The organism is Streptomyces sp. NBC_01197, assembly GCF_036010505.1.
In the GTDB taxonomy this organism is placed as follows: Bacteria; Actinomycetota; Actinomycetes; order Streptomycetales; family Streptomycetaceae; genus Streptomyces.
In genome coordinates, this window is sequence record NZ_CP108569.1 from 584,908 (window position 1) to 598,525 (window position 13,618).

Genomic DNA, 13,618 nt, shown 5'->3' on the forward strand with positions numbered 1-13,618 from the left:
CCGCACGGCGTGGCCGGAACGGGTTCCCGGCCGTACCGGTTACCGGCCAGTTGTGCGTGCCCGCGCTGTCAGACTCCGGCGGCCAGCGACCGGGCGTGCGGAGGGCGCACCTGGTCCGTTCCCGGTACGGGCGCGGATGCGTCGGCCCCGAGGGCGACAATCCGGTTGTCCGCGTCGACGTGCACGACGCTCGGCCGCAACGTACGCGCCTCGGCGTCGTCGACCTGGGCGTAGCTGATGAGGATCACCAGGTCGCCGGGGTGCACGAGGTGGGCGGCGGCCCCGTTGATGCCGATGACGCCCGAGCCGCGCTCGCCCTCGATGACGTAGGTCTCCAGACGGGCGCCGTTGTCGATGTCGACGATGTGCACGAGCTCGCCCGGCAGCAGGTCGGCGGCTTCCATCAGCGCGACGTCAATGGTGACGGACCCGACATAGTGCAGGTCGGCCTGGGTCACGGTTGCACGGTGGATCTTGGACTTGAACATGGTGCGCAGCATCAGGGCACTCCTGGCTCTAGGCTCCCTGCCTGCGTTTTTGCAGGTCAAGGGCTGTTTCGACACCCTACAACGAGTCGCATGTGCGGGCAGCTTTCCCCAGGCTTTTCAGGACTCACGCTGACCACTTGCTGCCTTTCCTGACACTACGTCAGGTGATCGGAGGAGGGCCATCCCCTCACGGATCCCACCGCGACGACGCCCCAAGCCTACGCAGCACCGCCGAAGGACGTCCGTGATCACGGTCACACGCACGGGCCGCCCGGGAGTCGGGCCACGCCCCAATAGCCACCTGCGACAAGCCCCCTCGCGTCCTCCCTTGCGTGTGGCGGCTTCCACTGCGGCCTTCAGCGGGCGGCCAGTTCCGTAAAAAGTCAGCAGGTCCGTTTCAGGTGCCGGGCGAAGGGTGTCCCCTACCAGCGGGTGCAGCAGCATGACCGGCAACGAGTCCAGTCAGGCCCGGAGTGCCAGGTCAACTCGACACTCCCTCCCGTCGGCGGTTGTGGCCCGCAGCGGCGGGGAGAGCGTTATCGATGAGGACGGCGGCGATCGCGGCGGCGGTGGGGAAGGCATCGGCGTCAAGGACCCGGGTGCGGGCAGCGGCGCCATCGATGAGCAGGGCGAGCTGCTCGCCGAGCTGCTCGGGGTCGGCCGCGCCGGCTTCGCGGGCGGTGTCGGCGAGCCGCGCGGCAACGGCCTTCTTGTAGTCGCGTGCGCACTGGGACGCGGGGTGCTGGGGGTCGTGGAGCTCCACGGCGGCAGCGATGTACGGGCACAGGGGTGTGTCTGGGGAGGTATCGAAGGCGGCGAGGAGCCGTTCGCGGGGGGTGAGGTCGGTGCGGTCGAACACGCCGGACAGCACGGAGGGGTCGAACCGGCGGAGGTATTCGGCGACGAGTTCGTCCTTGCCGCCGAAGTGCTGATAAGCCGTGCGCTTGGACACCTCGGCCGCCGCGCAGAGCTCGTTCATGCCGGTGCGGTTGATGCCCTGCTCGCGGAAGAGCTGCTGGGACGCGCTGATGATGCGCTCGCGGGCGCCCCGGCCGCGGCGGCTGCCCGTGGGGCCCTTCTCCAACTCCGTCATGGGTCCACCGTACCGCAGCCGGGTAACGACCGGTGTACATAGTTGCGCCCCGGCCCCGCACCGCCTACGTTAAGCACACAAGGCGGTGTACTTAACTCCGCCTTCCCAGGCACACACGGCACCACCGACCCAGGGGAATGACCATGGGAAAGCTCGACGGCAAGGTCGCGGTCATCACCGGCGGCACCACCGGCATGGCGCTGTCCGGCGCGAAGCTGTTCGTCGCTGAGGGAGCGCACGTCTTCATCACCGGCCGCCGCCAGGACGCCCTGGACGAGGCCGTGAAGCAGATCGGCCGCAACGTCACCGGCGTCCAGGGCGACGCCGCCGACCTGGACGACCTGGACCGCCTGTACGACACCGTCAAGAGGGAGAAGGGAAGCCTCGACGTGCTGTGGGCCAGCGCGGGCGGGGGCGAGCCCGCCCCGCTCGGCGAGATCACCGAGGCCCAGTTCGACACCTGGTTCGGGCTCAATGCCCGCGGCACCCTGTTCACCGTCCAGAAGGCCCTCCCGCTCTTCAACGACGGCGGCTCCATCCTCATGACCGGCTCCAACGCCTCCCTCGGCGCCTTCCCCGGCTGGAGCGTCTACGCCGGCAGCAAGGCCGTCCAGCAGGCATGGGCCCGAATCTGGCTCAACGAGCTCAAGGACCGCCGCATCCGCGTCAACGTCCTGACCCCCGGCCAGGTCGCCACCGCCAAGCAGGAAGAACTCTTCGACGAGGCCACCAGGCGCCAGTTCGAGTCACTCATCCCCCGCGGCCAGATGGGCCGCCCCGACGAAATCGCCACCGCCGCCCTCTTCCTCGCCTCCGACGACTCCAGCTACGTCAACGGCATGGAACTCGTCGCCGACGGCGGAACCACCGCCCTCTGAACCGAACAACCACATCCAGGACGGGACACCTCATGAGCAGCATCAGCATCATCGGCACCGGGAATATGGCTCGCACCCTCGGCGCGCGAGCGGTAGCGGGCGGCAACACCGTCGAGATCATGGGCCGCGATCAGTCCAAGGCCGCCGACCTGGCCAAGACTCTCGGCGGCGGCGCCACGACGGGAGAGTGGGCCACCGCCCCGGCCGGGGACGTCGTCATCGTGGCTCTGCTGTACGACGGTGTTGTGCCGGCAGTCGCCCAGTACGGAGACGCTCTCGCGGGCAAGGTCATCGTCGACATCAGCAACCCCTTCAATTCCACATTCGACGGGCTGGCCCACCGCGAGCAGACCTCGATCGCGCAGGAAGTCGCCAAGACGGCCCCGGCCAGCGCCAGCGTGGTGAAGGCGTTCAACACCGTCTTCCGCCATGTCCTGGAAAAGGGCCGGCCCGACGTCTTCCTCGCCGGCGACAATGCGCAGGCCAAGGCAAGTGTGGAGGCGTTCATCGAGAGCCTCGGGCTGCGCCCGCTGGACGTCGGCGGCCTGACCATGGCGCACTGGCTGGAAGGAGCGGGCGTGGTCACGGTGGGCCTGGCCAATCACGGCGTGGGGAACCTGGACTTCGCCCTCAGCATCACCGAGCTTCCCGTCTGACCGGACGGTTGACGGAACACCGGAAGGACTCGGCATGAAGCGATACCTCGACCCGGTGCTGCTGTGGACCGTCGCTGCGCGCGACGGCGACGAGCCGGGTGCGGCTGAATGCCAGCACTCTCAGCACCTTCTACTGGGAGCCACCGCACCTGGCCCCGCAGCGCGGACTGGCACCGGCGCGGGCGGATGCTCGATGACCCCCGTTCCTGCACCGGTGGTGGCCGGCCAACCCGGTTTCCTGAAGCGCTTGGCCGAGTCCGGCGTGTGGCGGGCAGTGGCTGAACGCCCTCCACACCTGCGAAGCCGAAGGACTCCACTGGCCGACGGCCCCGAGCAGGCCGCCGTCGGCCGGTCAAGCACCGCCTCCGCTCAGTCGGCGCCCACGTCGTGCACGGAGACGCGGATGGTCCCGAGATCGCTGTCCGCCGCATCGGGGATGAGCATTCCGGCGTCGACTCCCGTACGCAGATAGTCCACCACGGCACGGTTGAGCCGCTCACCGGGAAGGGCAGCAGGGATGCCGGGGGGATAGGGGGTGAGCATTTCGGCGCAGACCCGGCCGACCGCTTCGTCAGCGGGGACCTGTTCGACGTCGCCGAAGAAGGCGTCTCGCGGAAGCGTTGCCTGTTCGAGGCGGAGGCTTCCCGGGTCAGGGATGCGGATGTCCGGGGCCGGCCGCAGTTGGCCGACATGGGCCACGAGGTCGCGCAGGCCGTCCAGCAGTCGTGTCGTAGTCGTTTCGTCGTCGGCATGGGTGAGCTGGGCGTTGATACGGCGGTGGTCGGACGTGTGCAGGTTGATGCGGTGATGGCGGCGCATCCAGTCAGCGGCGTCGTAACCGCTGAACCCGAGCTCATGCAGGTCGATGAAGACCTGGAGGGGGTCCAGGTCGAAGGCACGTCCTGGACCGCAGAAGTCGGCGCGGTCGTTGACGTGCAGCCCCTCGATGGCTTCGACGGCCTTCCGTACATCGTGGGCTGTTGAGAGCGCGCCCCCCATCAGCTCGGTACCTTGTTCCACCATCTGACGGCGCCACCCGTCCATGGCCGCGTAGACGAGGACCGAGGGACTGGTGGTGCCCAGCAGGTCGGCGCGGGAGGCCAGCGTGTCCGCGGTCACCAGGTCGCCTTGCAGGTGAAAGACCGACCCCTGTTCGAGGCCGGAACCCATCTTGTGGACCGATGTCACACACACGTCCGCGCCGGCGTCCATGGCCCAGGTGGGCAGGTCGGGGTGGAAGGGCAGGTGGGCACCCCACGCTTCGTCCACGATCAGCGGCACCCCCCGTGCGTGGCAGAGCGCGGCGACGGCTCCGATGTCGGCGCAGGTGCCGTAGGGCGTAGGGCTGGTGACCAGGGCGCCGCGCGCGTCCGGGTGTTCGTCGAGCGCAGCCTGGTAGGCCTCGGGGCCGGGCGGATGAGCGAGGCGAAGGTCGGCGTCCCACCGTGGTTCGACCCACACCGGGCGGATGCCCGCGAGAATCAGGCCGGACACCACCGATTTGTGCGCGTCCCGCCCCACCAGCAGCTTCTCGTGCGGGCCGGCGACGGACAGCATGGCTGCCTTCACCGAGAGGGAACTGCCGCAGGTGGAGAAGAAGGTGTGTTTGGCGCTCACCGCGTCAGCCATCAGCTCTTCGGCCCGTTGCAGGACGCCCTGGGACATGGTCCGGTCGTCCATACCGGCCAACGCGAGCATGTCCGCGCCGAAGAGGGAATCCCCAAGCACGGCTCGTACCCGTGGATCGGCGCCGCGCCCCTGCTTGTGGCCGGGCGGTGTGAACGGCAGCTGTCGCTGAGCCTGGTACGCCGTCAGAGCGTCGAGTACCGGCGCTTGCGAATGGTCCATCGTGTGGCCTCCCGGGGCAAGTGCGCGAAAGGATGGCGCGGAATGAGCTGCCCTGCGCTTCGAGGTTCGTTCTGTCTGCTGGGACGAATTGCCCCCGGATGAACGGCCCATTCGCATTCTCTCGATCGGGATTGTTCCCCGGTACGCGAACTGCCCTGTTCCGGTGCGCTGAGTTGCACGGGAACAGGGTGTTTGTGGTCAAGGCCGGGGGTTCCCGGCCCGAGGAGCGTCCGGTCCACCAGTGAGGGGAAAGCCAACGGGCCCGGCGGCCCGCCGGGCCCTTGAGCCGTCAGGTGTGCAGGATGCTGTTCTGCCCGTCGTGACCGTCAGCGTGTGCCTCGTCGAACCAGTAGTCTCCGGCAGCGAGGTAGCGGAAACCGTAGTGCCGTTCACCGGGGAGTGTGACGCTGACCGCACGTGTTCCGTCTGCCCGTTCGGTGAACGGGTGGACCCCGGGCTTCCAGTCGTTGAAGTCACCGACCACACTGACCTGACCGGTGGGCTGATCGGCCGGAAGGACGAAGGTGATCTCCCTCTTGTCCTTACGGCGGGAACGCTCCAGCATGACGACACCTTTCTCCGGGGACATCAACGTCGAAGTGAGCGTCCCAGACCCGTTGGGCCCCGGCGCGCCCCGCTGCGCCAACCGTGCGGCCCTCTCACTCGGACAGCGCCCCGGACATCGTCCAGTCCTCCTCGTCCTGCCTCTGGCGGGCCTGGCGGCCTTCCATGTCGTCACCATGGGCGCCACGCCCGGAGCACGGTCGCCGCGGCCAGGAAGGAACTGAGCGCCGGGCCCGGAAGCCACTCGGGCGCGGACAGTATTGGCTCGGCAACGGCTCACTTCCGCCTGTCCGTACCGCGGAGGGTCAAACTGTTCCGCACGCCCGGGCCTGCGGGGGCGGTCCGGGCGTGTGGCCACGCCGGACCGCCCCGCGGAGGGCCCGTCAGTCGCTGATCACGTACGGCCGGGTACGGGTGAACAAGCAGGACTACAGATAGTCGCGGGCCACTTTCTCGTTCCAGCTCCGGGAGAACACCCGCCGGTCGTTCTCGAAGCCGTCCAGGGTGGCATCCACGAAGAACTCCTCCTCGCTGCACCGCAACACGGTGCGGGTCTCCACCCGGACGTCCCACTCGTCGCGCTTGAAGCGCATGGTCCACGTCGACTCGCCGCTGGCGGAGGTGAAGTCGTCGGCGGTGGAGGTGTAGCGCTCGTAGGCGCGGCGGCCCACGTCGAGGCCGGTCTCCTCGAAGTGGACCATGCCACGGTCCTTAAGGATCTCCAGCTCATTCCGGTAGCCGATGAGGTCGCGCTTGACCTCCCAGCGTTCCTCGGGAGGCGTCAACTGGGTACTCGCGAGGGGCAGTGCACCCTCCGGCTCCTGGAAAGGACGCTGCGGCAACCGGTCGGGTTCCGTGGTGGGACGCACCGGCAGCGTCAGCGTGCTGGAGCCCTGGTACACACTCAGCCGGACCGGCTTGGGCGGCGGCCAGGCAAGTGGCCAGTACGACGTCGAAAGGGAGAGCCGGATGCGATGACCCGGTGGAAAAGCCTGAGCCACCCCGTTGAGCTGGAAGGTGGCCCGGTAGCGCCGACCGGGTTCCAGCGGCTTCGGCTCGTCCGCACCGGAGCAGTGGGTGAGATTGAGCAGACCATAGGTGACACGGGTGGCGCTGCCGTCGGGGGCCACATCGGACAGCCGCGCCGCGACCATCGCGATGGGCTCGCTGGCCGTGAGGTCCAGTTCGACGGTCGGCGCACCGAGGATCTCCACGCGCTCGGTGAGCTGGTCGGTGTTGAACACCAGCGAGCCGCCGTCCTCCTCACGCTGGTCGTACGGCAGGTCGGGGGGCGCGTTGTACGACGCCCACTTGCCGGCGAACTGCCCTACGGACAGCGGCGACTGCACGGTCATCGCGTCGTGGTCCGCAGCAGATTCCGCTTCGGGCTCCGAGGTCCCGGCAGGGCCGAGGATGCGGTGCCGCACCAGCGGACAGGACACGGACTCGATGCGCTCCGAAGGCCAGGTGTCCTCGCCGACCCAGCGGCCCGGTCGTGCCTCGTAGGAGGTGGACGGGGGCACGCTGTCCTGCATCCAGGTACGCAGCATGGGGCCGTCCATGACTCCGTTGTCGATGCCCTTGAGCCAGTGGTCCCACCAGCGCACGACCTCCTGGAGGTAGCCGATGGCGGGGCCGGGCTCGCCCAGGTGCGGGAACTTGTGCGACCAGGGCCCGATGAGGCCCTTGCGCGGAACGTCCAGATTGCCGAGCAGCCGGGTGACCGCGTTGGAGTAGCCGTCCGCCCAGCCACTGGACGCCAGAACGGGGCAACGCACGCCCTGGTAGTCGTCACAGACGGACGCATGGCGCCAGTAGTCGTCCCGGCGCTGGTGGCGCAGCCATTCCAGCACCCAGGGGCGGGTGTTCTCCAGCCGCTCGTGCCACATCTCCCGCCAGCGGTCGCCCACCAGGGCCGGGTCCGGCGGGAGCGTGGCATAGGCGAACATGGTGCCTGCCTCGGCCAGGTTGTCCGAGAGCAGCGCGCCTCCCATGTAGTGCATGTCGTCGGCGTAGCGGTCGTCGGTGAAGGAGGCGATGACGATGGCACGCAGGCTCGGCGGCTGCCGGGCGGCGACCTGAAGGGCGGCGAAGGCGCCCCAGGAGAGGCCCATCATGCCGGTGTTGCCGTCGCACCAGGGCTGCTCGGCCAGCCAGGCGAGGACTTCCTCCGCGTCGGCCTGCTCCTGCTCCAGGTACTCGTCCTTCAGCACCCCTTCCGAATCTCCGGTGCCGCGCAGATCGACGCGGACGCAGGCGTAGCCGTGCCCGGCGATGTACGGGTGGTGGATCGAGTCGCGCACGGACGTCAGGTCGCGCTTCCGGTAAGGGATGTACTCAAGCACCGCCGGCACCGGGGTCCGGTCCGAGTCCGTCGGGCGCCAGATGCGCGCCGACAGCTGGATCCCGTCGGACATGGTGATCGCGACGTGTTCTTCCGCCTTTGTCGCATGGGGCAGATTGCTCACATAACGCATTCGGCCGGTCGTTCCTTTCGTGCGAGGCAGTACAGCAGACGTCCCCGGCATGGCGGTGCGGCGCGCGGCGCGCGGAGGGAGTTCAAGGGTTCTTCACCTCGCGCCCACCGGGCGTGGTCTCGACGAAACTGAGGTTCAGGGCCGCCACGCAGCGGTCGTACTTCTCTCGCAGCTCCTGCTCACTGTCCCCGCCCGTGAAGATATGGGCGAGCTCAAAGCTGTAGCTGTCCTGCTCAGGCATACGTGACAGCCGCCGCCCCTCCTCGGGCACCGCTTCCACCCGCACGCCGGGAATCTCGCGTTCTATGCGCTCGATGTCCTCATGGGTGGGCGCGCGGTGCACCGTGCCGTCGGCGAACCACCGGTAGTACCACTTGGCGGCGGTCCGGTAGGGGCCGGCGCCACGGGGCAGGCTGGGGTCCTTGCCCAGAGCGAGACTGACCATGCAGTGGTGATTGGGTACGCCGTCGACGTAGTTGAACAGCTCCGCGTGGGACTGCGAATGGCGCGGGTTGATCTCCAGGAGGTTGATCTCGTCGTTCCGCGGGTCGTAGAAGTACTCGATGCTGAAGGTCGCGGAGTCCATACCGATCTGCCGCATCACCCGCTCGGACACGTCGTGCAGCCGGCGCACGACCGGCTGGGGCAGCGTGGAGGGGTACTGATGCCGCAGGAAGGACGAGCTGTCCGGGTAGTTGATGGAGTCCAGTACGCCGTACACGGTGACTTCACCGTTGCGGACGTATCCCTCCACCGCGACCTGGATGCCCGACAGCGCTTCCTCCGCGAGGCACACCTCCCCACCGACTCCCGCCATCTCCGCCGGCAGCTCCAGCCGGTCGAGGACGGACTGGAAGGGCCCTCCGACGCGGCTGATGCCCTCACGGATCTCGGCGACGGCCGCCCGGAACTCCTCCTCGTTCTTCACCCCGAAGGCCAGTTCCGATGAGTACGACAGGGCGGGCTTGAGCCACATCGGGAACCGCACGCCGTCGGGCGGTTCCGGGTGCTCCGCATCCAGGTCCACCCGGCCGAAACGCGGGTGCTCGTCGATGACCTTCGCCTGTTCCAGCCGGCTCCAGTACTTGTGCTCGCACTTGACGACGGACTCCAGACTGGTGCTGGTGGTTCCGTAGCGCTCGCTCAGGATCGGCACCAGGGTGCTGACGGGAAAGTCCCAGTAGCCCACGATCGCGTCGATGCTCCCGTCGAAGGCATCCAGCTGCCGCTGCGCCTTCTCCAGCAGCGCGGCCACCGACACCTCTCCCACCTGGAGTTCCTCGATGGTGAGAAGCTGATGGAACTCATAGTCCTGAGCGTCAGGAATCGCCTTCAGGCTGGGCAGGTTCGGCTCGTTCAGGCCGATCACAAAGACGTTCTTCCTAGGCACGGGTCCTCCTGTCGTCGTCTGGCAGACTCAGGTACCCGCTCATCGGACGAGCAGTCACGTGGCGTCCGGGACCGGCGCCTGCCATCGGGAGGGATCCGCTCCTCACCGCGGTGACCGTCCGTGTGCGTTCAGCCGGGCCAGGTCCCGGTCAGCCGGTTCATGGTGCTGGCGCCACCGCGGTCGACCGCTGCTTTGACGCCGGCGAAGATCGCGCCTTGCAGCGCGGCCGCGAGCAGGACCTCTCGCCAGCTGCGCTCCGGGTCGGTGGCGTCAGGAGCGTCCTCGTCATGCCCGACGACTTTCCAGACCTGCTTGAACACGGCGCCCGCAAGCACCCCGCTGACTGCGCCGAGGGCCATCCCGAGGGGCTTGTAGACCAGCTTGGACGAGTTCATCGGTACCTCCTGCTGCGCCGGATGAGAAGGCCGGATGAGAAGAACGTGTGCGACGCCGGCCTGCGTGGCACGCTTCCTTTTCCGGGTCGGCGCCACGTGCTTATCTCCTGCGAACCACCACACAAAAATTCGCAAAACGGTACGAAATACAAGGATTGCATATCTCGTGGCAGCGGGCTGGGTCAGTGGGACGCCAGTGCCACGAGAGCCGTGAGCGCCTGGCCGAGCGGCAGATCCACGCGATGGTCCGCCCATCGGTCGCCGCGGGTCGGCCCCCTGTTGATGATCAGCACCGGCTACCGCTCTCCGCCGCCCGGCGCACGAAGCGCAGCCCCGACATCACCGTCAGGGAGGATCCGAGCACCAGCAGGGCGGCAGCCTCGTCGACGAGGCGCCGGCACGCTTCGACCCGCTCCGGCGGAACGTTCTCGCCGAAGAAGACGACGTCCGGCTTGAGTACGCCGGTGCCACAGGCCGTACACGCCACCACCCGGAACTCGCGGACCGCTTCTTCGGGGAGGTCCACGTCGCCGTCCGGATTGACCCGTACTGCCCGGTGGCGCTCGGCGGCTGCCTCGAACCGCGGGTTGGCCTCCCGCAGTTGCCGGTCGAGCTCCGAGCGGGTGCCGACGCGCCGGCAGCCGAGGCAGACCACCCGGCTCAGGCTCCCGTGCAGCTCGATGACGTCCCGCAACCCGGCGGACTGCTGCAGCCCGTCGACGTTCTGGGTGATCACCCCGGTCACGAGTCCGGCTCCGGCCAGGGCGGTCACGGCTCCGTGCCCGGCGTTCGGGCGGGCCCGGGTCATGGCCCGCCACCCCAACTGGCTGCGGGCCCAGTAACGCTGCCGCGCCTGCTCGTCGCCGGTGAACTCCTGGAACGTCATGGGGGTGTGCCGCTGCAGTGAGCCGTGCTCCCCGCGGTAGTCGGGGATGCCCGACTCGGTGGACAGTCCCGCTCCGCTCAGCACGGCGACCCCGCCCTCACGCACGGCCTCGGCCACGGCGCTCAGATCGGTCGAGGCCGGTGGCAGTCCGACAGTCGGCTCCCAGGTCAGCGTCGGTCGCATCCGCATGCCTGCCAGCTTACGTACCGAGCGCGAGAAGGAGGGCGGGAGGCGAAACTGCCTCCGTTCTTCCTCAGTTCTGCCTCACTGTGCCTGCGGCAGCACGGCTCTGCCTCACTGTACTTGCGGCAGCGCGGCCGCGAAGCGGCTCGCGATGGCGGCGGGTGCGGTGATCGCTCCGCCGACGACGACGGCCCAGGCACCCGACTCCATCGCCGTACGGGCTTCCTCCGGTGTGTGCAGCCGGCCCTCAGCAAGGACCGGCACGTCGACGCGGTCCGCCAGTTCGGCGATCAGCGCCAGGTCGGGGCCGGTCTGCTGCCGGCTGTACGAGGTGTAGCCGGAGAGGGTCGTGGAGATCAGATCCACCCCGAGCGAGGCGGCTGCCACGCCCTCATCCGCCGTGGACACGTCGGCCATCACCAGGCGGCCGAGCTGGTGCACTGCCTCGACTGTTTCGCGAAGGGGCCGCCCGTCCGGCCGGGGACGGCCGGTGGCGTCGATCGCTACGATCTCGGCTCCGGCCTCGGCGACGGCTCGCGCGTGCGCCGCGGTCGGAGTGATGTACACGCCCTGCGCGCCGTCCTTCCACAGGCCGATGAGGGGCAGTGTGACGACGGCGCGTACGGCGCGGATGTCCTCCACGCCCTGTACGCGGATCGCGGCGACGGGCGCACCGGCGGCGACGGACGCGGCGGCCGCCGCCATGTGCTCGGGGGCACGCAGCGGGTCTCCGGGGGGTGCCTGGCAGGAGACGATCAGTCGTCCGCGCAGCGCGTCGAGCAGTTCGCGGACGCGCTCGGCGGACATCGCGGTCCGGCTGGGCCTGGTCCCGCCGTCGGCGGGGACGGACTCGGTCATACGTCGTTCCTTGGTCCTTTGGTGCGGGCGGTGGGGTGGGGTGTGGGGTTGGGGATGGAGGCTAGGGGCTGGGGGGTTCTTGGTTCTGGCGGTTTTCCCGGGCTCCGCCGTGGAGGGCTCCGCCGTGGGGCCCGGTCCGTCAGGATGTGGCCGGGAGCGGCTGGCCGGCGGCGTCGCGGTCCTCCAGGAGGAGCGCCGCCGCGCCGACCACGGCTGCGCGCGGGCCCAGCTTCGCCGGGACGGGGCGCAGGCCGGAGGGGCCGGGCAGGAGTTCCGCCACGAACGCCTCGGTGAGCGGGCGCCAGTACACGGCCCCGATCGAGGCCACGCCGCCGCCGATCACGACCCGTTCGGGATCCACGGTGTTCACCAGGCCGGCCAGCGCACGGCCCAGCGCCCCGGCCCCCTCGGCGAGGACCGCGCGGGCGGTGTCGCCGGCGCGACCGGAGTCCTCATCGGCCAGGTCGGCGACCTGCCGGAGGCCCCGGCCGTCGTCGTGTCCGGTCAGCGCACGGAAGCGCCCGGCCATGGCCGGGCCGGAGGCCACGGCTTCGAGGTGTCCGGTACGGCCGCAATTGCAGCTCAGCCCGGCAGCCTCGGGCACCGCGATATGGCCGAACTCACCGGCCGTCGAGTGTGCGCCGCGCAGCAGTCGGCCACCGGTGACCAGTCCCCCGCCGATGCCGGTGCCCACACTGACGTACAGCGCGGACCGGCAGCCCGCGCCGGCGCCGTAGGTCTGCTCGGCCAGGGCGAAGACATTGGCGTCGTTGTCGGCGGCCACGGACAGTCCGAGCCGGGCGGTCAGTTCCTCGCTCAGGCGGGTGCCCGCCCATCCCGGAAGCAGTGCGTTGGCGGAGAGGACGACCCCGCTGTCCCGGTCGATGACGCCCCCGGTGCCGATGCCGAGACCTTCGGCGAGGTGATGGCCGGGGAGTTCCCGTACAGCTGCCGCGATGGCGTCGAGCACCGCGGCCGGCCCCTGGGCCGCGGGTGTGGGCCGTACGACGGAGGTCAGCAGAGTGCCGTCGGCCGAGACGAGACCGGCGGCGGTCTTCGTGCCGCCGACGTCGACACCGAGGAGGGTCGGGGCTACGGATGTGGCCGCGGGCGGCCGGTGCGGAGTGGTCATCACTGTGTCCTGCGTACGGTGAAGCGGATGTCGTAGAGATCCGCGCGGTAGGTCGTCGTGGTCGCCTCGACGGGGGTCTCACGGTGGTCCATGCCGACTCGCTGGACCCGTAGGCCGGCGCTGCCGAGCTCCACGCCCAGGAGCGCCGATTCGGTGTCGTCGAGGTCGGCGGCGCGCACGATCTGCTGGGCCGAGCGGATGTCGAGCTGATAGCGCTCGCTCAGCAGGGTGTAGAGCGAGCCGGTCAGGTCCGCTTCGAGGAGCCCGGGCACCCGGTGTGCCGGGAGGTGGACGGTCTCCAGGCACATGGGCGAGCCGTCCGCGAGGCGGAGCCGGGAGACCCGGACCACCTCCATGTCGGGTGTGGTGTCGAGCCGCTCGGCGATGTGCCGTCCGGCCCGTACCGTCTCGGCGGCCAGCAGCCGGGTGCCGGGTTCGAGGCCGCGCTCGCGCATGTCCTCGGAGAAGGAGGTGAGGGTGAGCGACTTGGAGACCACCGCGGGTGACACGAAGGTGCCGGCGCCCTGCACGCGGTAGACGTTCCCGGCGGCCTCCAGGGCGTCCATGGCCTGACGGACGGTGTTGCGTGAGACGCCGTGCCGGGCGGAGATCTCCCGCTCGGTCGGGAGCGGGGTGTGCGGCGGGGCCCCGGTGAATTCGGTCAGCAAGGCCAGCCGGAGCTCTTCGTGTTTGGCCTGTCTGGCCACGCGCACCACTCCCACATCCGAGGGCACCCAGGATAGGTACCAACCAATAAGGCAATTATTACG

The 13,618-nt window shown here is 69.4% G+C and carries 12 protein-coding genes and 1 pseudogene; 2 read left to right on the forward strand and 11 right to left on the reverse strand.

The genetic code is table 11. From position 1 onward, the window contains the following. Positions 1-68 precede the first annotated feature (68 nt). Both panD and OG452_RS02660 read right to left on the reverse strand, forming a co-directional pair. Positions 69-500 carry an aspartate 1-decarboxylase gene (panD, locus tag OG452_RS02655; RefSeq protein WP_327293967.1) on the reverse strand — a complete coding sequence of 144 codons (432 nt, stop codon included), beginning with the start codon at positions 498-500 and terminating at the stop codon, positions 69-71. Between the two features lie 469 nt (positions 501-969). Further along, the gene (locus OG452_RS02660) at positions 970-1,581 is read right to left on the reverse strand and encodes a TetR/AcrR family transcriptional regulator (protein WP_327293968.1); all 612 of its coding nucleotides are present in this window, start codon (positions 1,579-1,581) and stop codon (positions 970-972) included. 143 nt (positions 1,582-1,724) lie between these two features. Between OG452_RS02660 and OG452_RS02665 the strand changes: the two genes are divergently transcribed. Then, a complete protein-coding gene (locus OG452_RS02665; protein ID WP_327293969.1) occupies positions 1,725-2,459 on the forward strand; it encodes an SDR family NAD(P)-dependent oxidoreductase in 735 nt (244 codons plus the stop codon). Between the two features lie 32 nt (positions 2,460-2,491). Further along, entirely contained in the window at positions 2,492-3,115 is a 624-nt protein-coding gene (locus OG452_RS02670) for an NADPH-dependent F420 reductase (RefSeq protein ID WP_327293970.1), read from the forward strand. Between the two features lie 369 nt (positions 3,116-3,484). On the opposite strand, the gene OG452_RS02675 is transcribed toward OG452_RS02670, so the two are convergent. From OG452_RS02675 to OG452_RS02715, 9 genes and pseudogenes are all read right to left on the reverse strand, one after another. Continuing rightward, positions 3,485-4,963 carry an aminotransferase class I/II-fold pyridoxal phosphate-dependent enzyme gene (locus OG452_RS02675; protein WP_327293971.1) on the reverse strand — a complete coding sequence of 493 codons (1,479 nt, stop codon included), beginning with the start codon at positions 4,961-4,963 and terminating at the stop codon, positions 3,485-3,487. Positions 4,964-5,252: 289 nt separating this feature from the next. Beyond that, positions 5,253-5,528: an isoamylase early set domain-containing protein gene (locus tag OG452_RS02680; RefSeq protein ID WP_327293972.1), complete on the reverse strand. Its 276-nt coding sequence runs from the start codon at positions 5,526-5,528 to the stop codon at positions 5,253-5,255. A gap of 427 nt (positions 5,529-5,955) precedes the next feature. After that, positions 5,956-8,004, reverse strand: a complete 2,049-nt coding sequence (locus tag OG452_RS02685) for a CocE/NonD family hydrolase (RefSeq protein WP_327293973.1) — start codon at positions 8,002-8,004, stop codon at positions 5,956-5,958. Positions 8,005-8,086: 82 nt separating this feature from the next. Further along, positions 8,087-9,394 (reverse strand): ATP-grasp domain-containing protein, encoded by a 1,308-nt coding sequence (locus OG452_RS02690; RefSeq protein ID WP_327293974.1) that lies wholly within the window; start codon positions 9,392-9,394, stop codon positions 8,087-8,089. Between the two features lie 128 nt (positions 9,395-9,522). Beyond that, the gene (locus tag OG452_RS02695) at positions 9,523-9,789 is read right to left on the reverse strand and encodes a DUF4235 domain-containing protein (RefSeq protein ID WP_327293975.1); all 267 of its coding nucleotides are present in this window, start codon (positions 9,787-9,789) and stop codon (positions 9,523-9,525) included. 182 nt (positions 9,790-9,971) lie between these two features. Next, positions 9,972-10,864, reverse strand: a pseudogene (locus OG452_RS02700) (NAD-dependent protein deacetylase). A gap of 105 nt (positions 10,865-10,969) precedes the next feature. Continuing rightward, positions 10,970-11,665, reverse strand: a complete 696-nt coding sequence (locus tag OG452_RS02705; RefSeq protein WP_327299487.1) for an N-acetylmannosamine-6-phosphate 2-epimerase — start codon at positions 11,663-11,665, stop codon at positions 10,970-10,972. A gap of 190 nt (positions 11,666-11,855) precedes the next feature. Next, positions 11,856-12,848 carry an ROK family protein gene (locus OG452_RS02710; protein WP_327293976.1) on the reverse strand — a complete coding sequence of 331 codons (993 nt, stop codon included), beginning with the start codon at positions 12,846-12,848 and terminating at the stop codon, positions 11,856-11,858. Next, positions 12,848-13,555: a GntR family transcriptional regulator gene (locus OG452_RS02715; protein WP_327293977.1), complete on the reverse strand. Its 708-nt coding sequence runs from the start codon at positions 13,553-13,555 to the stop codon at positions 12,848-12,850. Before OG452_RS02715 ends, OG452_RS02710 begins: the two co-directional genes overlap by 1 nt. Positions 13,556-13,618 lie beyond the last annotated feature (63 nt).

Coding starts and splice junctions, on each gene's coding strand:
- OG452_RS02660 (WP_327293968.1), bottom strand. CDS start 1,581: ATGACGGAGTTGGAGAAGGGCCCCACGGGCAGCCGCCGCGGCCGGGGC.
- OG452_RS02675 (WP_327293971.1), bottom strand. CDS start 4,963: ATGGACCATTCGCAAGCGCCGGTACTCGACGCTCTGACGGCGTACCAG.
- OG452_RS02670 (WP_327293970.1), top strand. CDS start 2,492: ATGAGCAGCATCAGCATCATCGGCACCGGGAATATGGCTCGCACCCTC.
- OG452_RS02710 (WP_327293976.1), bottom strand. CDS start 12,848: ATGACCACTCCGCACCGGCCGCCCGCGGCCACATCCGTAGCCCCGACC.
- OG452_RS02695 (WP_327293975.1), bottom strand. CDS start 9,789: ATGAACTCGTCCAAGCTGGTCTACAAGCCCCTCGGGATGGCCCTCGGC.
- OG452_RS02705 (WP_327299487.1), bottom strand. CDS start 11,665: ATGTCCGCCGAGCGCGTCCGCGAACTGCTCGACGCGCTGCGCGGACGA.
- OG452_RS02665 (WP_327293969.1), top strand. CDS start 1,725: ATGGGAAAGCTCGACGGCAAGGTCGCGGTCATCACCGGCGGCACCACC.
- panD (WP_327293967.1), bottom strand. CDS start 500: ATGCTGCGCACCATGTTCAAGTCCAAGATCCACCGTGCAACCGTGACC.
- OG452_RS02685 (WP_327293973.1), bottom strand. CDS start 8,004: ATGCGTTATGTGAGCAATCTGCCCCATGCGACAAAGGCGGAAGAACAC.
- OG452_RS02680 (WP_327293972.1), bottom strand. CDS start 5,528: ATGCTGGAGCGTTCCCGCCGTAAGGACAAGAGGGAGATCACCTTCGTC.